This window comes from Citrobacter sp. wls711 (genome assembly GCF_005281055.1).
Classification (GTDB): Bacteria; Pseudomonadota; Gammaproteobacteria; order Enterobacterales; family Enterobacteriaceae; genus Citrobacter; species Citrobacter gillenii.
The window spans coordinates 63,439-83,808 of sequence record NZ_SZXC01000024.1 but is presented as its reverse complement, the minus strand read 5'-3'; the positions used below and the strand labels follow the sequence as shown (position 1 = coordinate 83,808).

Annotated in this window: 16 protein-coding genes; 8 read left to right on the top strand and 8 right to left on the bottom strand. The window is 53.9% G+C overall.

Annotated elements, in window-relative coordinates; genetic code table 11:
* Positions 1 to 18 precede the first annotated feature (18 nt).
* From FDW98_RS09705 to rtcR, 4 genes are all read right to left on the bottom strand, one after another.
* Complete coding sequence (locus FDW98_RS09705) at positions 19 to 858, bottom strand: histidine biosynthesis protein (RefSeq protein ID WP_096758744.1); 840 nt, start codon at positions 856 to 858, stop codon at positions 19 to 21.
* Positions 859 to 885: 27 nt separating this feature from the next.
* Entirely contained in the window at positions 886 to 2,472 is a 1,587-nt protein-coding gene (locus FDW98_RS09700) for a PTS sugar transporter (RefSeq protein ID WP_096758743.1), read from the bottom strand.
* A 243-nt stretch (positions 2,473 to 2,715) separates the two neighbouring features.
* Positions 2,716 to 3,654, bottom strand: a complete 939-nt coding sequence (gene panS / locus FDW98_RS09695; RefSeq protein ID WP_096758742.1) for a ketopantoate/pantoate/pantothenate transporter PanS — start codon at positions 3,652 to 3,654, stop codon at positions 2,716 to 2,718.
* A gap of 111 nt (positions 3,655 to 3,765) precedes the next feature.
* Positions 3,766 to 5,346 carry an RNA repair transcriptional activator RtcR gene (gene rtcR / locus FDW98_RS09690; protein ID WP_096758741.1) on the bottom strand — a complete coding sequence of 527 codons (1,581 nt, stop codon included), beginning with the start codon at positions 5,344 to 5,346 and terminating at the stop codon, positions 3,766 to 3,768.
* Between the two features lie 451 nt (positions 5,347 to 5,797).
* Between rtcR and FDW98_RS09685 the strand changes: the two genes are divergently transcribed.
* Positions 5,798 to 6,925, top strand: coding sequence for a slipin family protein (locus FDW98_RS09685; protein WP_096758740.1), 1,128 nt, complete (start codon positions 5,798 to 5,800; stop codon positions 6,923 to 6,925).
* A 5-nt stretch (positions 6,926 to 6,930) separates the two neighbouring features.
* Positions 6,931 to 7,716: a nucleotidyltransferase domain-containing protein gene (locus tag FDW98_RS09680; protein ID WP_096758739.1), complete on the top strand. Its 786-nt coding sequence runs from the start codon at positions 6,931 to 6,933 to the stop codon at positions 7,714 to 7,716.
* A gap of 92 nt (positions 7,717 to 7,808) precedes the next feature.
* Here FDW98_RS09680 and lysC read toward each other — a convergent pair whose 3' ends face one another.
* Positions 7,809 to 9,158, bottom strand: a complete 1,350-nt coding sequence (gene lysC / locus FDW98_RS09675) for a lysine-sensitive aspartokinase 3 (protein ID WP_096758738.1) — start codon at positions 9,156 to 9,158, stop codon at positions 7,809 to 7,811.
* 283 nt (positions 9,159 to 9,441) lie between these two features.
* On the opposite strand from lysC, the gene pgi reads away from it, so the two are divergent.
* From pgi to psiE, 6 genes are all read left to right on the top strand, one after another.
* Entirely contained in the window at positions 9,442 to 11,088 is a 1,647-nt protein-coding gene (pgi, locus tag FDW98_RS09670; RefSeq protein WP_096758737.1) for a glucose-6-phosphate isomerase, read from the top strand.
* A 470-nt stretch (positions 11,089 to 11,558) separates the two neighbouring features.
* A complete protein-coding gene (yjbE, locus tag FDW98_RS09665; protein ID WP_096758736.1) occupies positions 11,559 to 11,801 on the top strand; it encodes an exopolysaccharide production protein YjbE in 243 nt (80 codons plus the stop codon).
* A gap of 187 nt (positions 11,802 to 11,988) precedes the next feature.
* Positions 11,989 to 12,627 carry a YjbF family lipoprotein gene (locus tag FDW98_RS09660; RefSeq protein ID WP_197737707.1) on the top strand — a complete coding sequence of 213 codons (639 nt, stop codon included), beginning with the start codon at positions 11,989 to 11,991 and terminating at the stop codon, positions 12,625 to 12,627.
* Positions 12,624 to 13,361, top strand: coding sequence for a capsule biosynthesis GfcC family protein (locus FDW98_RS09655; protein WP_096758734.1), 738 nt, complete (start codon positions 12,624 to 12,626; stop codon positions 13,359 to 13,361). Before FDW98_RS09660 ends, FDW98_RS09655 begins: the two co-directional genes overlap by 4 nt.
* On the top strand, positions 13,361 to 15,457 hold the full coding sequence (locus tag FDW98_RS09650; RefSeq protein WP_096758733.1) for a YjbH domain-containing protein: 2,097 nt from the start codon (positions 13,361 to 13,363) through the stop codon (positions 15,455 to 15,457). Before FDW98_RS09655 ends, FDW98_RS09650 begins: the two co-directional genes overlap by 1 nt.
* Positions 15,458 to 15,632: 175 nt before the next feature.
* Entirely contained in the window at positions 15,633 to 16,043 is a 411-nt protein-coding gene (gene psiE, locus FDW98_RS09645) for a phosphate-starvation-inducible protein PsiE (RefSeq protein ID WP_096758732.1), read from the top strand.
* A 44-nt stretch (positions 16,044 to 16,087) separates the two neighbouring features.
* Here the strand turns inward: psiE and xylE are convergent, their stop codons facing one another.
* The 3 genes from xylE to malF form a co-directional block, all read right to left on the bottom strand.
* The gene (xylE, locus tag FDW98_RS09640; RefSeq protein ID WP_096758731.1) at positions 16,088 to 17,563 is read right to left on the bottom strand and encodes a D-xylose transporter XylE; all 1,476 of its coding nucleotides are present in this window, start codon (positions 17,561 to 17,563) and stop codon (positions 16,088 to 16,090) included.
* Positions 17,564 to 17,886: 323 nt separating this feature from the next.
* Entirely contained in the window at positions 17,887 to 18,777 is an 891-nt protein-coding gene (malG, locus tag FDW98_RS09630; RefSeq protein ID WP_096758729.1) for a maltose ABC transporter permease MalG, read from the bottom strand.
* Positions 18,778 to 18,791: 14 nt separating this feature from the next.
* Complete coding sequence (malF, locus tag FDW98_RS09625; RefSeq protein WP_096758728.1) at positions 18,792 to 20,336, bottom strand: maltose ABC transporter permease MalF; 1,545 nt, start codon at positions 20,334 to 20,336, stop codon at positions 18,792 to 18,794.
* Positions 20,337 to 20,370 lie beyond the last annotated feature (34 nt).

Here is a 20,370-nt window from a genome sequence, read left to right as displayed (position 1 = left end):
TTTCTTTTCTCCGTGGTATCAATGCGTAATAAACGGCGTGACGGCCTCTTTAGCGGCGTTGCAGACCATATTGTCGATGGCCGTACCGACGACCAGAATATTGACGCCGGTATCCTTAAACGCTTTGGCATTGGCGAGGTTTATGCCACCTTCTGCCAGTGTCGGGACATCTACTGCGGCGACCAGCGCCTGCAGGCGATCTTTAATCGCCTGCGGAATATCGCCCGCGGCCACGCCTTCATAGCTCATGCCGGTCATCAGACCGATCATATCGACACCAACCTCCTGCATTCGCTTCGCCACGCTGGCAACCTCTTCCGGCGTGCGCGCAGGGATACCAAAGGTATGCAGATCATCCGGATGGCCAATATAAGCATCAACAGTCAGGCCATACTGATGGGCGAGATTGACGATGTCCTGCAGATCATCCCAGTCGGATTTGTGAGTGTGTAAACCGTCGGCTCCTGCACGGGCAATCTCCAGAATCTCCGTTTCGCTAAGCGGCACTGGCAGCGTTTCGGTAAAACCGCCTGCGATACCGACGGTAATGAAGATGTCGTCAGGCACCACATTACGCACGCCGTGTACCGCTTCAGCCATCTGGCTATTGGTGATTTCGTGGCGAATTTGTTCCGCCGCGTGCATGTTACTCACTCCTTTATGGCCACGCGCCAGTGCCAGCGCAGGGTGGTTCGGCTCCAGCAGCTTAACGCCTGCCTCGCATACCGCTTTTGCCAGACGAGCATCGTCGCCGGTGATCCCCGTACTGAGGATGGTTTGCCCGCCGTGCAGCGCGATGGCATCTTTCACTTTCTGTAACGCTTTGGCGCGTTTTTTATTCATATCGCCTTTAAACATGGTGTACCTCTGGTGTTGGTGCATTAATTACTGGACTGACGCTGCGGATTCTTTCTGGACGACAGCCTTAAAACGGTTGGCAATAATGGTGGAAATACAGGTCAATGCCATGACGGTCACCATCACAATCGCCATCTGTAGCGCATTGCTGGATAAAAACGGGGAAGCAAAAGCAGGGACATAAGCCACGCCTTTGACGTTAAAGAAACCGAGCATCATGCCGCCCAGGCCAGCCCAGACGATGGCTGAACCAAAGACAATTTTGTTGGCAAACATGAAGGGGTAGGCCGATTCAACAAAGGTCCCAAAACCCAGATTAATGAGCAAACCGGGTGTGGCGACGGCGGCTTCACTTTTTTCTCGTGGGGCGATGACGTTGGCGAGGTTAATTCCGGCAGCGACCATTACCAGACCCACCATATCGACTGCGCCGAGGAAGCTGACGCCGGATTTTTCCATCTCCAGCAGTACCAGCGGCAGGATGACCGCGTGGTAGACACCGCCCAGGATGGCTGGCCAGATAACCAGACCCGCCAACAGCCCGGCAAGAATAGGGCTGAATGCCAGCGTGCTTTCGATAGCCAGTTTGATGTAATTACCTGCAGACAATGCCAGCGGGCTTAACAGGTAGTGCATGATCAATCCGGCGGCAAGGCCCGAGATCCCGCCGGCAACAATGTTGACGGTGGTCATCGGGAAGCGCCAGTTCAGGCACAACTCAAACAGCCAGCGAACGAAAATACCGGCCATCAGACCGCCGATAATCCCGCCGATCAAACCGCCTTCAACGGAGAGCACCCCGGCGACTACCCCGGCAACAATAGAGACTTCATCCAGCTCGGAGATCTGTTTGGCGGCGAGAACGGCAACTAAAACAGGCAGCCCCTTCAGCAGAATCTCAAAGATATCATTGAGTTTTTCCAGTCCCGGAATGTGGCTCAGCGCGAGTACAATCGCCATGGCGATAAAGCCCGGCAAGGCAGGAATCATGATGCTACGAATATTAAAGCGCTTGAGCAGACTTTTCCCTGAACCACCCTGTGAAGGAGAGGCGCTACCCAACTGGGGTTTGTACTTGATCCCCCAGTGTTTACACAGTGATGCCACGAAGGAAACGGCGCGGGTGCGGCTGGTGGTGCCTGTCGTCCCGGATGTTGCGACCACATTTGCCCCTTTTGCCGCCACCAGCGCCATTGATGTACCTCCGGTGCCGACAATCGGTGTTTTCATCTCGACGGCGGCGGCGAAGACAGCCTGGTTGGCTTTCACCGGATCGGCGCTCATCACGACGATCCCGTCGATCTCACCGTTGCGGATCATCTCAGCAATGCGGCGATCGCTCTCCACCACTGAGGCGTTCACCTCGGAAAGTTGGCCCTGAAAGATACATTGTGGTTTTTGTTGGTTTTCTGTGGTTAGTGCATAAACGGATGCCGGTGTATGGGGTTTGGCAACGTCCATTGAGGCTTCAGCCGCAATAAACTGTAGAGCGGCAACTTCTACGCCTGCTGCTTCGCACTGCTGGTAAATTTCCTGGAGTAACTTCTCTGGCTCTGCGCCACCCAGGTTGTAGAGGTTGCCTCCACTGCTTCCAATAATCGCAATTTTTTTCATAGCGGCCTCGAAGATAGGGTAAGGGTTTTATCTGTGTTGTAGTGGAATTATATTCCCAACTAAAACAAAATAAATCAACATTTGAAGATGGTGTGGTTTTGATGTTTATATGCGTTTTGTTATTTAACTATATGAAATAAAAAAAATAGTTATGGAATTTGTTTTATGTTGATATTTGTTGTTTTGTGATGAATGTCAAATGAGGAAGGATAAAATGGAGGATGTCTCCTCCATTCATGAGGGTTAGTGTTGTTTTACCGAGTGGCGTTTCTCAGTAATCGTCTTACCGGACCAGTACCCCGCCAGCAGCGAGCCAGACAAGTTATGCCAGACGGAGAACAGCGCGCCGGGCAGTGCCGCCAACGGCCCAAAGTAGATTTTACCCAGCGCTGCTGCCAGCCCTGAGTTCTGCATCCCGACTTCAATGGCCAGCGTGCGGCAGGTGGACTCGTCAAAGCCAAACAGTTTTCCACCCCAGTAACCGCCAAGCAGACCAATGGTGTTATGCAGAATCACCGCGATAATCACCACAAAGCCAACCGACGCAATATGTGACGCGGAACCTGCGACCACCGCGCTGATGATCGCCAGAATGCACACCATGGAAAACGCAGGCAGATACGGCTCCACGGCCTTTACAACTCGTGGGAACAGATGATGAATAACCAGCCCTAAAGCAATCGGGATCACCACAATTTGCAGGATGCTGAGCAGCATACCCATCACATCGACCTGAATATGTGCATCGACATACAGGCGTGTCAGCAGCGGCGTGGCGACAACGCCCACCAACGTTGAAACGGATGAAATAGTCACAGAAAGCGCAACGTCACCTTTTGCCAGATAGATCATCACGTTAGAGGCGGTCCCGCTGGCGACGCTACCGACCAGTACCATACCCGCAGACAGTTCCGGTGGCATATGGAAGGCCAGAGCCAGAAGCCACGCGGCGAGCGGCATCACCAGATAATGCAAGAAAATCCCTGCGGCGACTGGTGCAGGGCGAGAGAGGACGCGTTTAAAATCGTCCACTTTCAGGTGCACGCCCATGCCGAACATAATCAGCATCAGCAGCGACGGCACGAATGGCCCGACAGGTGTAAAAGTGGATGGCGTGTAATACGCAATAACAGAGAGCAGCAGCGCCCATAACGGGAACAGCCGCGTAAGAGTAGCGAGCATGGTGTATTCCTTGCGATTGAAATGTGTTGTGTTGTTATAAACAAGCCGGGATCGAGCCCGGCTATAGTTATTGTTTATCGCGTGATGGAATATTATTCAAACAAATTATGTTCATGTTCCGCAGTGAAGGCTTTCCCAGCTCAGCCCAAAACGGGCCAGATATTTGCGCAGGCGGTCGGCGTCGTTAGGATTGGCTTTCTTCAGCCGGGAAACGGCAAACAGCTCGCGGCCCGCTTCAGACAACGATGCGCTGCGTTGGCAGACGTCGATCACCGTTTCTAACTGACGCTTATCAAACAGGTCAATGTCCAGATCGAATTCCGGTTGTGAATCGGTGAGCTGCCAGCTTTCCTGCAGCAACGCTATCTCCTCTTCGACCAGCGCGAGCGTGATGCGCCCCTGTTCGGCCAGCGTCGCCATGCGTGCAACGGATGAACTCAGCTCGCGAAAGTTGCCGCGCCACTGCGCCTTTGGTGAACAGGCAAAAGCCAGATAGCGCTCGCGCGCCTCTTTATCAAAGCGAGTCTGCACCTGTTTGAGGCTGGAGAATCGTTGTAGCTCATACTCAATGTTGGGGGCGATATCTTCCCGCCGCTGCGCCAGACCGGGCAGGGCAAAGCGCCACATATTGATGCGCGCGTAGAGATCTTCGCGAAAACGACCTTCTGCCACCCACTGCTGCATATCGCGATGCGTCCCGGCAATCAACTGGAAATCGCTGTGCACCTCTTTGTCGCCACCAAACGGAAAAAAGGTTTTTTCTTCAATCGCTTTCAGCAGCATAGCCTGCTCGTCCAGCCCCAGTTCGGCAATCTCATCGAGAAATAACACCCCACCGTCAGCCTCGCGCAACAGCCCGGTGCGTGGTGTGAGCGCGCCGGTAAACGCCCCTTTGACGTGTCCGAATAATGTCGACATCGCGTTGTCACCGCGCAGGGTGGCGCAGTTAACCGCTACCAGTTTACCGGCCACCAGATGGCGTGACTGGCGTAGCTGAAAAATCCGTTTGGCGAGGAACGATTTCCCCGCACCGGTGGGACCAGTCAGTAGAATCGGATCGGTCGAGCGCAGCGCCACGCGCTCAATACGGTCGATGAGCGTATTAAACGTGGCATTACGGGTATCAATACCGGCTTTCAGGAAGGAGACCGATTGCTGCTGCTCACGCTGAAAGCGGCTGGTCAGCGTGGTATAGCGGCTTAAATCGAGATCGATAACCGAGCAGACACCTGCGGCGACGGCCTCATCAGATGAACCTCGCGGTGCCGGGCTGGATTGCAAAAGGCTGGCCGGCAGATAGCGCGCCTCCGTCAGCAGGAACCAACAAATCTGCGCCACGTGTGTGCCGGTAGTGATATGCACCAGATACTCTTCGTTTTCAGTATCAAATGTGTAGTGGGTGGCGAAGTCGAGGAACGCGGCGTAAACCTCCTCAAAATCCCACGGGTCGTTAATGGTCACCGCATGCGGGCGCACCTCGGTATGAGGAGAGAGCAGGGCGACATCTTCAATCAGCCGCTGTGCCATGCTTTCGTCGCGCGGCTGGTGGAGCAGTTCCAGTCTGTCGATGGGGAAATCAGCCTGCTGGCACAGTCCAACCGTAGGGCGCCATTTCTTAAACCGATTCGCCCGTTTACCGCGCTTATCCAGCACCGTGCCCAGAACGCCAATCACCACCCGCCGCTTTTTCATACTTTATCCATAAAGATAAATATCGATATTGGAAGATAAAAAAATCTCTGCGCAACGGCAATCATTAATCTGAGTGTTAAAAATAAAAACTATATTAATCAATGAAATAAAAAATAAATTTGATGATTTTTCTTTCTGGCACGCTTCTGGCAATACCTGATACGTCAACAACGCTGAAAACGCAGGGGGTTAAACCCCGCCGGCACGTCAGGAACGGCACAGGCTGTTTTCCCGGGGTGTTCCGTCAGCCGATGACCACCAAGTGGGTTCGATTCCCAATTTCATCCTCCAAATGAAAACTGGTTGTTAATCATAGAAATAAAACGGGTTCGTGCGCAGTCAGCACCGCCCAAAACAGGCTGCCGGTAATGACGCCGTGCGACAGGCAAAAGGGAATTCCCCTGCCGCTTCGCCCCTGCCCCCGCGCCTGACTCACAATAAGGAATACAAAATGATGAAGAAAATCACTATTCGTAAAGGCCAGCTTGGTCTGTTATCCCGTCAGGGTGACTACTACAAAGTGCTGAATGCAGGTGAACACCGTTTGCCGTGGTTTAACACACCGGATGTTCTGGTGGTAAATGCCGATGGCAGTGATGTTCCTGAGGCGTTGGCAGAGTACCTGCGTCGCTTCCAGCCTGCGTGGGTGGAACAGTACTGTGTGGCGGCAGATTTAACCGATACCGAAGCCGGTGCGCTGTATGTGAACGGCGTCTTGCAGGAAATTTTACCGCCTTCAACCCGTTGTCTGTACTGGCGAGCCGAGGAGGCGTTAACGTTGGTACGCATGGATACGCGTCAGGTTCAGGTCCCAACGGACGTGATGAATGCCGTGTTACAGCCACGCCGTAGCGGTGCGGTAAAAGGTCGTGACGCGATCTTAACGGTGCAGGTTCCGGCCTGGCACGTCGGTGTGCTGAAAATTGATGGTGAGACGCAGGCGCTGTTGCCGCCGGGTCTGAGTGCGTACTGGAAGGTGAATCATCTGGTGGAAGCGGAAGTCGTTGATACCCGCTTGCAGGTACTGGAGGTCGGCGGGCAGGAGATCCTGACCAAAGATAAGGTCAACCTGCGTCTGAATCTGGCGGCGAACTGGCGCTACAGCGGTGTATTACAGGCGTTTGGCCAACTGACAAAACCACTGGATCACTTGTACCGTGAGCTGCAGTTTGCGCTGCGCGAGGCGGTTGGTACCCGAACGCTGGACGAACTGCTGGAAGATAAGCAGGTGATTGACGACGTGGTAAGCACGCAGGTGAAGAACCGCATGACGCCGTTTGGCATTGAGGTCGCTTCGCTGGGCGTGAAAGATATCGTGCTGCCCGGCGATATGAAAACCATCCTGTCGCAGCTGGTGGAGGCTGAAAAATCGGCGCAGGCCAACGTCATTCGTCGACGTGAAGAAACGGCCGCCACGCGCTCGTTGTTGAACACAGCGAAAGTGATGGAAAACAACCCGGTGGCGCTGCGTTTAAAAGAGCTGGAAACCCTCGAGAGAGTGGCGGAGCGTATCGATAAAATCTCGGTATTTGGTGGTCTGGACCAGGTTCTGCACGGTCTGGTGAATATAAAAGGATAAGTAAAATGAGCAATAACGGAGTGAACGCCGCGATGCGCGAACGGGTAGTGCGCCAGCTAAAAAAGGTGGAACAGCGCTATGGCGTGAAGGTGCTGTACGCCTGTGAATCCGGCAGCCGTGGCTGGGGATTCGCCTCTCCGGACAGTGATTACGACGTGCGATTTTTGTACGTTCATCCGCCAGAATGGTATCTGCGGGTGGAAGCGCCGCGTGATGTTATTGAACTGCCTATAGACGATGAACTGGACGTGTGCGGCTGGGAGTGGCGTAAAGCGTTGGGTCTGCTGAAAGGGGCTAACCCGACGCTTATCGAGTGGCTGGATTCGCCGGTGGTTTATCAGCAGGATGACGCGACGGTGTCTGCGTTGAAAGCGCTGGTGCCAAAATGGTTTTCGCCTGTGCGTGCCCGCTGGCACTATTATTCGATGGCGCGAAAAAACTTCCGTGGCTATCTGCAAGGCAATGAAGTGCGACTAAAAAAATACTTCTACGTGCTGCGTCCGTTGCTGGCCGTGCGTTGGGTTGAAGCGGGAAAAGGCGTGCCACCCATGCGCTTTGCCGAACTGTTGGCGGGGAGCGAGCTGGATGCGCCGCTGCGTCAGGAGATAGACGACCTGCTGGAACGCAAACAGCGGGCAGGGGAAGCGGAATATGGACTGCGTCGCCCACTGCTGCATGCGTTTATCCGCGAGGAGCTGGCGCGAGGCGAAACGCCACCGGTGTTACCGGATAGCCGGGAAGGCGATGTCAGGGAACTGGACCGACTGTTATATGAGACAGTGATGTCATGACAGTGTTGCCCGATGGTATTGCCGCTTATCGGGCCTACGAATTCCCCGTAGGCCCGATAAGGCGTTTCGCCGCATCCGCTATCCGGCTGGTATTACTCAAACAAATTATGATGCAGTTTCTGTACGACCTGCTCGGCTTCGCTGCCCGGCACCAGGAAGCACAGATTATGGCTGGATGCGCCGTAGCAAATCATGCGGATGTTGAACGGTTCCAGCACGCCGAACACCTCTTTTCCCACGCCGCAGGCTTTAGACAGGTCGTTCCCGATCAGGGCGACCAATGCCAGACCTTCTTCGACCTCGACCCGGCACAGCGCAGACAGCTCCATCAGCAGGGATTGCGTGAGCAGCGTATCGCCGGTGGACGTTGAACCGGTGGTATCCAGCGTCAGTGCGACGCTGACTTCTGAGGTTGTTATCAAATCCACCGAGATATTGTGGCGCGCCAGGATGCCGAACACCTCCGCTAAAAACCCGCGAGAATGCAGCATATTCAGGCTATGCAGCGTCAGCAGCGTTTGCTTGCGACGCAGCGCCAGGGCACGAAATAGCGGTGGATTCTCGGTTTTATTACACACCAGCGTGCCACCCGCTTTGGGGTCTTTGCTGGAGCCGACAAACACCGGAATATCGCTACGCACGGCAGGGAGCAGCGTCGCCGGGTGCAGGACTTTTGCGCCGAAGGTCGCCAGTTCTGCGGCCTCTTCAAAGGCAATTTCATCAATGCGTTTTGCGGCTGGCACCACGCGCGGGTCGGTCGTGTAAATGCCCGGTACATCGGTCCAGATATCGACGCGTGCGGCGTGCAGGGCTTCTGCCAGCAAGGCGGCGGTATAGTCGCTGCCGCCGCGCCCCAGCGTGGTAGTGCGGCCTTTGCTTTCGCTGCCGATAAAGCCCTGGGTTACCACCAGACCTTCTTCAAGGCGCGGTGCCAGCTGCAGCGTGGCCAGTTCAGACAGCGCCACGACATCTGGTTCTGCGCGACCAAAACGATCGTTGGTACGCATCACTTTACGCACGTCAAACCACTGCGCCTGAACATTACGCTCGCGCAGGATTTCGACAAACAGCAGGGTGGACATCAGTTCACCGTGGCTGACCAGTTCGTCAGTCAGCGCGGTTGAGGTCGCCAGCGAAGCCGCTTCCGCCAGCGTGGTGATATTTTCCAGCAGACGTTCGATCTCTTCGCGGATCACGTTTGGATAACGCAAACGCTCCAGAATATCGAACTGGATCTGACGAATAGCGTCGAGTTTCTCGAAGCGTTCAGTTGCCTCCAGCCCTTCAGCCAAAGCGACCAGCAGGTTAGTAATACCCGCTGAAGCGGAAAGCACCACTAAACGGACGTTAGCATCGGAAAGCACCACATCAGCGCTGCGGTTCATGGCGTCGAAATCCGCGACGCTGGTACCGCCAAACTTGGAGACAACTACATCAGTCATAACTACCTCGTGTCAGGGAATGAATAGAGCGACCATGGCACAAAGGCAGAACGGAAACCGGTGCAGGCGCAAATACCGTATTTATAAATAAAAGGTGTGAGGGATACTGTCAATGCTGGGATTATGCGGATTTTTCATGCTGCTGTAGCCCTGAGTAACCGAGCTTATAATTACCCCTGTTTGATGGACGCCAGGACAACGGCACTAAAACAATCACACTTTTCTGTGACTGGCGTTACAATCGATCTCAGTCACAATTCTCAAAATCAGAAGAGTATTGCTAATGAAAAACATCAATCCAACGCAGACCTCAGCCTGGCAGGCACTACAAAAACACTTTGAAGAGATGAAAGACGTTACGATCGCGGACTTGTTCGCGAAAGATAGCGATCGTTTCGCCAAGTTTTCCGCAACGTTTGACGATTTGATGCTGGTGGATTTTTCCAAAAACCGCATCACCGAAGAAACGCTGGCGAAACTGCAGGACCTGGCAAAAGAGACCGACCTGAGCGGTGCTATCAAGTCCATGTTCTCCGGTGAGAAGATCAACCGTACGGAAGATCGTGCAGTGCTGCATGTGGCGCTGCGCAACCGTAGCAATACTCCGATCATCGTGGACGGCAAAGATGTGATGCCGGAAGTGAATGCGGTGCTGGAGAAGATGAAATCCTTCTCTGAAGCGATTATCTCCGGCAGCTGGAAAGGCTACACCGGCAAAGCGATTACGGATGTGGTGAACATCGGTATCGGTGGCTCCGACCTCGGTCCGTTCATGGTGACCGAAGCGCTGCGTCCGTACAAAAATCACCTGAATATGCACTTTGTGTCTAACGTCGATGGTACACACATCGCCGAAGTACTGAAGAAAGTGAACCCGGAAACCACGCTGTTCCTGGTCGCCTCTAAAACCTTCACCACCCAGGAAACCATGACCAACGCCCATAGCGCGCGCGACTGGTTCCTGGCGACCGCCGGTGATGAAAAACACGTGGCGAAACACTTCGCGGCGCTGTCCACCAATGCGAAAGCAGTCGGTGAGTTCGGTATCGATACGGCCAACATGTTCGAGTTCTGGGACTGGGTTGGCGGTCGTTATTCCCTGTGGTCAGCGATTGGTCTGTCGATCATCCTGTCCGTGGGCTACGACAACTTCGTTGAACTGCTGTCCGGCGCGCACGCCATGGATAAACATTTCTCCACCACCCCAGCGGAGAAAAACCTGCCGGTACTGCTGGCGCTGATCGGTATCTGGTACAACAACTTCTATGGTGCCGAAACCGAAGCCATCCTGCCGTACGACCAGTATATGCACCGCTTTGCGGCCTACTTCCAGCAGGGCAACATGGAATCCAACGGTAAATACGTTGACCGTAACGGCAATGCGGTGGATTACCAGACTGGCCCAATCATCTGGGGTGAGCCGGGGACCAACGGTCAGCATGCGTTCTATCAGTTGATCCACCAGGGGACCAAAATGGTGCCGTGCGATTTCATCGCTCCGGCTATCACGCATAACCCGCTGTCTGACCACCATCCGAAGCTGCTGTCTAACTTCTTCGCCCAGACCGAAGCGCTGGCGTTTGGCAAGTCTCGTGAAGTGGTTGAACAAGAATACCGCGACCAGGGTAAAGATCCGGCGACGCTGGACCACGTTGTGCCGTTCAAAGTGTTCGAAGGCAACCGTCCTACGAACTCTATCCTGCTGCGCGAAATCACTCCGTACAGCCTGGGTGCGCTGATTGCGCTGTATGAGCATAAAATCTTTACTCAGGGCGTTATCCTGAACATCTTCACCTTCGACCAGTGGGGCGTAGAGCTGGGCAAACAGCTGGCGAACCGCATTCTGCCTGAGTTGAACGATGATCAAGAGATTAACAGCCATGATTGCTCGACCAACGGTTTGATTAACCGTTATAAGTCCTGGCGTTAATCAGCTTCTTCCTTCGAACCGCAGCGGTGTTGGCTGCGTTCGTTAACCCCGGTCACATAGTAATCTATGCTCCCGGGGATTAACGATCTTGCCGCCTTGCTGCAATTCGAATGAATTTGCTGATTACTTATAAAAAAAGCCGATATTATTATCGGCTTTTTTTTATAAGATAATTCATCTTGTCTTCTTCGTGACATGAAATTGAATTGAGCTTAATCCTAAAATAATATTATCACGTTATATTTAACGCCGTGATTTTCAGATTTTACGGATGTTGCATTATTTATGTATTTATTACATATGATTGATTTGTATTGATTTAAATATTTTAAATAATATTTATTCCCACTTTTTTCTAATTATCTTAAATTCCTGCGCGGCGTAATTTACACACTTTCGGTTGTGTATACTCGATCTCGCCCGAAATTCTTTTGGGTAAATCTCCATTCATACCATGAAGGGATATTGTGATGAAAAAAGTACTGTATGGCCTGTTGGCTATATCTGCGCTTGCGACGACCTCTGTCTATGCTGCCCCTGTTCAGGTGGGAGAGGCGGCAGGGTCGGCAGCCGCGTCGGTTTCGGCAGGAAGTTCCTCCGCAACCAGCGTGAGCACCGTAAGCTCCGCGGTGGGGGTCGCCCTGGCGGCAACCGGCGGTGGCGATGGTTCGAATACCGGAACCACCACCACCACGACCACCAGTACCCAGTAATACCGGTACGTAGCCCCTAAATAATTCGCGATGCAGGAAGGCGGCAAGTGAGTGAGTCCCCGGGAGCATAGATAGCTATGTGACCGGGGTGAGTGAACGTAGCTAACGCATCTGCAACGTGAAGAATGACGGGGATTAATTCTAACCACACTTCGGTGTGGTTATTTTGCCCCTCTGGAGAAGCGTCTTGAAGCGACCCGCGCTCATATTGGTTTGTCTGTTATTACAGGCGTGTTCAGCTACCACCGAAGGGCTGGGTCATTCGCTGTGGCAAAGCGTGTTGGGTACTCCCGGCGTACAGATGACGGATGATGATATCCACAACATGCCTTACGCCAGCCAGTACATGCAGCTTAACGGCGGTCCGCAGCTGTTTGTGGTGCTCGCTTTCGCTGAAAACGGGCAGCAGAAATGGGTCACCCAGGACCAGGCCATGCTCGTGACGCAACACGGGCGTCTGGTGAAAACGCTGCTGGGCGGAGACAACCTGATCGCGGTGAATAATCTGGCGGCGGACCCGCTTATCAAACCAAACCAGATTGTTGATGGCGTCACCTGGACCCGCACGATGGGCTGGACCGAGCATAAGCAGGTGCGCTACGCCACCGCCCGTTCGGTCTTCAGATGGGATGGCACTGACAGCATTCGGGTTGCCAGTGAAGACACTCCGGTACGCGTACTGGATGAAGAAGTCACCACCGATCGGACTCGCTGGCATAACCGTTACTGGATCGACAGTGACGGGATGATTCGCCAGTCAGTGCAGTATCTGGGTGCGAATTATTTCCCGGTGAAGACCACGCTGATCAAGGCGGCAAAATCATGATGAAACGAATGATTACCGCGCTGACGTTTAGCCTTTGTGCGGCATCTGTTTTTGCCGCAGGAACGGTAAAAGTGATCACCTCAGGCAGTGCAGAACCGAAAACGCTGACCGGCGCGGAACATCTTATCGATCTGGTGGGTCAACCCACGCTGGCGAATAGCTGGTGGCCCGCGGCGGTGATCGGGGAAGAGCTGGCGACGGTTACCGCGCAGCGCCAGCAACAGGCGCTGTTGGGACGGCTGGCGGCGCTGAGTGCAGAAGAAGGCGGCGACGATGCAGCCGCTATCAACACGCTACGCCAGCAAATTCAGACCCTGAAGGTAACCGGCAGACAGCGGGTGAATCTCGACCCGGACGCGGTGCGGGTGAGTGAACGGGGGAATCCGCCGTTGCAAGGCAACTACACGCTGTGGGTTGGGCCTCAGCCAACGGAAATCACCCTGTTTGGCGCGATCAATCATCCGGGTAAACAGCCGTTTATGCCAGGGCGTGATATCGCCAGCTATCTCGCCGGACAAAGCCTGCTGAGTGGTGCAGATCGCAGCTATGCGTGGGTGGTCTATCCCGATGGACGCACGCAAAAAGTACCGGTCGCTTACTGGAATAAACGTCACGTTGAGCCGATGCCCGGCAGCATCATTTTTGTTGGGCTGTCTGACTCTGTCTGGAGCCGCGCCCCGGATCAAATCAATGCCGACATTCTTCGCACTCTGACCCAGCGGATACCTGAATAATGAGAAAAACTTATCTGCTCAGCCTGCTGGCGCTGGGTATCAGCACGGCCTGCCACGGTGAAACGTACCCTGCGCCGATTGGGCCTTCCCAGTCTGACTTTGGCGGCGTGGGGCTGCTGCAAACGCCAACCGCGCGGATGGCGCGTGAAGGGGAAATGAGCCTCAACTACCGCGATAACGATCAGTACCGCTACTACTCCGCGTCGGTGCAGTTGTTCCCGTGGCTGGAAACGACCTTACGCTATACCGATGTGCGCACCAAAAAATACAGTAGCGTGGAGTCATTTTCAGGCGATCAGACGTATAAAGACAAAGCGTTCGATCTCAAATTGCGATTGTGGGAAGAGAGCTACTGGATGCCGCAGGTCGCGGTTGGCGCACGGGATATCGGCGGAACCGGTCTGTTTGATGCGGAATACATCGTGGCCAACAAAGCCTGGGGGCCGTTTGATTTCTCGCTTGGTCTTGGCTGGGGATATCTTGGTACCAGCGGCAATGTGAGTAATCCGCTGTGCTCGTACAGCGATAAATTCTGTTATCGCGATAACAGCTATAAACAGGCGGGCTCCATTGACGGTAGCCAGATGTTCCACGGCCCAGCGTCACTGTTTGGCGGCGTGGAATACCAGACACCCTGGCAGCCGCTGCGCCTGAAGCTGGAATATGAGGGTAACAACTACCAGCAGGATTTTGCCGGTAAGCTGGATCAGAAGAGCAAGTTTAACGTCGGCGCCATTTACCGCGTCACCGATTGGGCCGACGTTAACCTCAGCTACGAGCGCGGTGATACCTTTATGTTCGGCGTCACGCTACGCACGAACTTCAACGATCTGCGACCAACGTATAACGACAACGCGCGACCGCAATATCAGCCCCAGCCGCAGGATGCCATCCTGCAACATTCGGTGGTGGCAAATCAGCTCACGCTACTGAAATACAACGCCGGGCTGGCGGATCCGAAACTCCAGGTGCAGGGCGATACGCTGTACGTGACCGGCGAACAGGTGAAATACCGTGACTCGCGGGAAGGGATCGAACGGGCAAATCGGATCGTAATGAACTCCCTCCCTGAGGGGATCCGTACGATCCGTATTACGGAAAATCGCCTGAATTTACCGCAAGTCACCACCGAAACAGATGTTGCGAGTCTGCAGGATCATCTGCAAGGCGAGCCGCTGGGCCATGAAACACCGCTGGCGCAAAAGCGCGTGGAGCCCGTGGTGCCGCAGACCACCGAGCAGGGCTGGTATATCGATAAATCACGCTTTGATTTTCACATTGATCCGGTACTCAACCAATCCGTGGGCGGCCCGGAAAACTTCTATATGTATCAGCTGGGTGTCATGGGAACGGCAGATCTGTGGGTGACAGACCATCTGCTCACGACCGGCAGTCTGTTTGCTAACCTGGCCAATAACTACGACAAGTTTAACTATACCAATCCGCCCAGTGATTCACATTTGCCGCGGGTCCGTACTCACGTCCGTGACTACGTGCAGAACGATGTGTATGTGAATAACCTGCAGGCCAACTACTTCCAGTCACTCGGCAACGGGTTTTACGGACAAGTGTACGGTGGCTATCTGGAAACCATGTTTGGCGGCGCAGGGGCTGAAGTGCTGTACCGTCCACTGGACAGCAATTGGGCGTTTGGCGTTGACGCCAACTATGTGAAGCAGCGTGACTGGCGTAGTGCGCAGGACATGATGAAATTCACCGACTACAGCGTGAAGACCGGACATCTGACGGCGTACTGGAACCCGTCGTTCGCCCAGGATGTACTGGTAAAAGCCAGCGTGGGGCAGTACCTGGCGGGCGATAAAGGCGGGACCCTTGAAATCGCCAAACGCTTCGACAGCGGCGTGGTGGTCGGCGGTTATGCAACCCTCACCGATGCATCACCGGATGAGTATGGGGAAGGGGATTTCACCAAAGGCGTGTATGTCTCCGTGCCGCTGGATCTCTTCTCTTCGGGTCCAACCCGCAGCCGTGCAGCAATTGGCTGGACGCCGTTGACGCGCGACGGTGGTCAGCAGCTTGGGCGTAAGTTTGGTTTGTACGATATGACCAGTGACAGGAGTGAGAACTTCCGTTGATGTGAATGTTGATCGCCCGGTGACGCCACGCTTACCGGGCCTACGGTAGGCCGGATAAGGCAAAGCCGCCATCCGGCAAGAACCGTTGTGTGAACAAAACATAAACAAAAAATGTAGATCTCCGTCACATTTTTGCGTTATACAGGAACTTCGCCATTGAGCAAAAGGGGCTGCTATGACGCCGATATCTCGTCCGCGCGTGGAGTTTATCTCCACGATGTTACAGACTGTGTTGAATCTTGGGCTACTGAGTCTGGGGCTGATTCTGGTGGTATTCCTCGGCAAAGAGACGCTGCATCTGGCGGATGTGCTGTTCGCGCCGGAACAAACCAGCAAATACGAGCTGGTGGAAGGGCTGGTGGTTTACTTCCTCTACTTTGAATTTATCGCGCTGATTGTGAAGTACTTTCAGTCAGGTTTTCACTTTCCGCTGCGCTACTTTGTTTATATCGGGATCACGGCGATTGTGCGGTTGATCATCGTCGATCATAAAGCTCCCATGGACGTGTTGATCTATTCCGCGGCGATCCTGCTGCTGGTGATCACGCTGTGGCTGTGTAATTCCAAACGGTTGAAGCGTGAGTAAAAAATAACACGCCGCATTGGGCTGCGGCGTGTTGTTTACGTTGATTACTGCGCAGACGCGGGCTGCGTTTTCTCTGCTGCGGGTTCCCACAGCTCTTCGAGTTCTTCCAGCGTTTTGCCTTTGGTTTCCGGTACGAACTTCCACATAAACAGCGCCGCCAGAATGCCCATGCAACCGTAAATCCAGTAGGAGAAACCGTTGTGGAAATGGGCAACCAGCCACGAATTTTTGTCCATCATCGGGAAGGTCCAGGAGACAAAGTAGTTCGCCAGCCACTGGGCGGCCACCGCAATGGCGAGCGCTTTGCCACGGATCGCGTTGGGGAAAATCTCAGCCAGCAGTACCCAGCACACCGGGCCCCAGGACATGGCGAATGCCGCAACATAAAACAGCATCGACAGCAGTGCCACCAGACCAGAAGCCTGGGTATAAAACGCAGTACCGAGGCTGAACATGCCGATGGCCATACCCAGTGCGCCAATAATTTGCAGCGGTTTGCGGCCAAATTTATCGACCGTCATGATCGCCAGCACGGTGAAGCTCAGGTTGATTACGCCCACGATGATGGTCTGCAACAGCGCGACGTCGGTGCTGGCGCCCAGGGTTTTAAAAACTTCCGGCGCGTAGTAGAGCACAACGTTGATGCCGACGAACTGCTGGAAGATGGACAGCATGACGCCGATGACGATGACCGCAGTGCCAAACATCAGCAGACGCCCGCCTGTTTTGCGACCGTGCTCCAGTGACTGATTGATCTCCTGCATCGCCTGGGTAGCAAGATTGCTGCCCATAATTTTGCGCAGAATACCTTCCGCCTGCTCGTGTCTGCCGCGCGCCATCAGCCAGCGTGGGCTTTCCGGTACGGTATACAACAGTATTAAAAACAGCAGGGCGGGAATGCTTTCAGAGGCAAACATATAACGCCAGCCATCGGTATTCAGCCAGCTGGCGTCGCCGGAACGGGCAATAAAATAGTTTACGCAGTAGACCATCAGTTGCCCGAAAATAATCGCGAACTGGTTAAAGGAAACCAGTTTTCCACGAATATGTGCCGGGGCCAGTTCTGCGATATACATCGGTGAGAGCATGGAGGCTAACCCGACGCCGATACCACCAATAATGCGATAAATAACAAATTCGGGGACGTATCCGGCTAAATAAACAGGAACAGCATTATCCGGATTAATGGCGGTAAATCCTAATTCCGGCCATGCGGAACCGATGCCGGAAATAAAGAACAGGATCGCGGCGATTTTGAGTGAATCGCGACGCCCAAAGCGGTTACTGCAATAGCCCCCCAGTGCACCACCAATGATACAGCCAATCAACGCGCTGGCGACACAAAAGCCTAGCAGTGAGTTTGCGGCGGATTCGCTCAGATGTTGTGGGGCGACAAAAACCGTATTTAAGGACTCGACGGTACCGGAGATGACGGCGGTGTCGTAGCCGAATAACAGTCCTCCTAATGTGGCAACTAATGTAATCGAAAAAATATAACTGGAATTATATTGGGTATTCATTCAGACCTGCCTTAGAAGATACAGCTCTTTTTATCAGTGTTGTGATGGTGGATTTAACAGGCAGGTATGACAATTATCATTTTTTACATTGCAATTACGTTTTGTCTTTTCTGTGATCTTCACTCTGTTTAATTAATGTCCGCTCAGGCGAGAAATAAAATTGCAGTGATGGCGAGCACGAAAGAAAATAATCGTAACAGCAATGCAAAATTACATAAAAAAAGGGCGCTCCGTAGAGCGCCGAAAAACAGTCACAGGTTGGGATAACATAAGTTGAGGGTTGCAGTGGCATGCCCGTTGCCGGGCGGGTACATCGATGAAACTTAGCCTTTCACACCGCCTGCCGTCAGGCCGTTAACCAGCCAGCGCTGGGCCAGCAGGAACACCAGGGTGATCGGAATAGCAGAAAGCACGGCTGCAGCGGCAAAGTCGCCCCACAAATAGTTCTGTGGATTGAGATACTGCTGCATACCGACTGCCAGGGTATAGCTGTTCACATCACGCAACAACAGTGAGGCGACCGGGACTTCGGTAATTGCGGCGATGAACGACAGAATGAACACCACCGCCAGAATCGGCACCGACAACGGCAACAGCACCAGGCGGAATGCCTGCCACGGCGTTGCGCCATCCAGCGCGGCCGCTTCTTCCAGTGAACCGTCGATGGTTTCGAAATACCCCTTGATTGTCCAGACGTGCAGCGCAATGCCGCCAAGGTAGGCGAAGATCACGCCACCGTGGGTGTTCAGACCGATAAACGGAATGTACTGGCCCAGACGGTCAAACAAGGCATATAACGCCACCAGCGACAGTACCGCCGGGAACATCTGGAAAATCAGCATGCCTTTCAGCAACGTGGCTTTACCTGGGAAGCGCATGCGGGCGAAGGCGTAAGCACAGGTGGTGGAGAGGGTCACGATACCGATCGCGGTAATGGTGGCCACTTTCACCGAGTTCCACAGCCACAGCAGCACCGGGAACGGAGGCGGCGTCACGCGGCCATCCGCGTGCTCAACGCTAAAGCCCAGCGCCAGTTTCCAGTGCTCCCAGGAGATATTTTCCGGGATCAGACTGCCGGTGGCGAAGTTACCTTCGCGTAGCGAGATGGCAATGACCATCAGCAGCGGGAACATAATCGCCGCAATGAAAATCAGTAGCAGCAGGTGCGTGGTGAAGAGACGCAGTTTCTGAGATTTGGGTTGTACCATAGCCATGATCGTTGTCTCCCTTAATCAAACTTCATACGTGTGGCTTTCAGGTTCACAATGGCCAGCGCACCGACCAGCAGGAAGATCAGGGTGGCTATCGCCGCCGCCAGACCGAAGTCCTGACCGCCGCCGCCTTCAAAGGCGATACGGTAGGTGTAACTGACGAGCAGGTCGGTATAACCGGCTGGCGTGGTGGTACCGAGTCGGTCTGGGCCACCGTTGGTCAACAGCTGAATCAGCACGAAGTTGTTAAAGTTAAAGGCGAAGCTGGCGATCATCAGCGGCGTCAGCGGCTTGATCAGCAACGGCAGCGTAATCTTAAAGAAGTTCTGGAATGGGCCAGCGCCATCCATTGCCGAGGCTTCATACAGATCGTCGGGAATCGCCTTCAGCAGCCCCATGCACAGGATCATCATGTACGGATAGCCCAGCCAGGTGTTGACGATGATAATCATCGAACGCGCGGTGGTTGGGTCGCTGAACCAGGCCGGCTTGATGCCGAACAGCGCGCTCAACATCATGTTGATTTCACCGAAGCTCTGGTTAAATAACCCCTTGAAAATCAGTATCGAGATAAACGACGGCACGGCGTAAGGCAGAATCAGCAGCACGCGATAAATCGCTTTGCCTTTCAGCGATTCCCATTGCACCAGACAGGCCAGAATCATACCGACGGCAACGGTCAGGATGACGGTGAGCACTGAGAAGACGACGGTCCAGATAAAGATCGCGAAGAACGGTTTCTGAATGCCTTCATCGGTAAAGACGCGGGTGAAGTTATCCCAGCCGATGGCGACGGTATAGCCTGGGCTGAGTTTCTCTGTACCCCAGCTACCGTCTAGCGCGAGTGACTGGTAGTAACCAATATCGTTATTGGCACGGTATTTTATGCCGCTCTGATTGTTGGTGAGCGTGCCGTCATCAGCAAGCGTATACAGCGGCTGCGTACCGGAGAACTGGCGCAGCGAGCTCATAATCACCTTGCTGTCATCCGGCAGCACGGCGGTCAGTTGGGTCAGCGCCTGGCGGTTTTGCGTGATGATACGCAGCGTGGCACGTTCACCTGCTGGCAGCGCTTCGGCTTCTTTCAGTTGTAGTTTCTGCTCGCCGCCAAATTTAAAGGCGTCGGAGACATAATTTTTACCTGTTTCACCGTCGGTGAGGGCCAGTTGCCACTCCGTACCCGCCGGATACAGACCAAAGTTGTAGGTTTTACCCGCCTGATAAGAACGGTCCATCAGGACTTCCTGGGCGCGTTCAAAGGTCAGTTGGTTGGTACTGCTGTAGTTGGTAAAGGCAATTGCAATGGTGCAAATGAGTGGGAACAGAACAAATAACCCCATACCAGCCACGCCAGGATAGACATAGCGCCAGGCATAGGCTTTACGGTTGGCGAAAATATACAGGCCAGCAGAGCTTAAAATAAGCGTCATGATGGCAAACAGGTACTCCCCCTGAGCGTACATCAAAACAACAAGGTAGCCCACCAGCAGACCCAGCAGACCCATCACTGACCATTTCAGCGTGTCGCTTTGCCACCAGTATTTCTTTTTAATGACATCCATGGGGATCTTCCTCTACAACTTTGAACATCTGTCG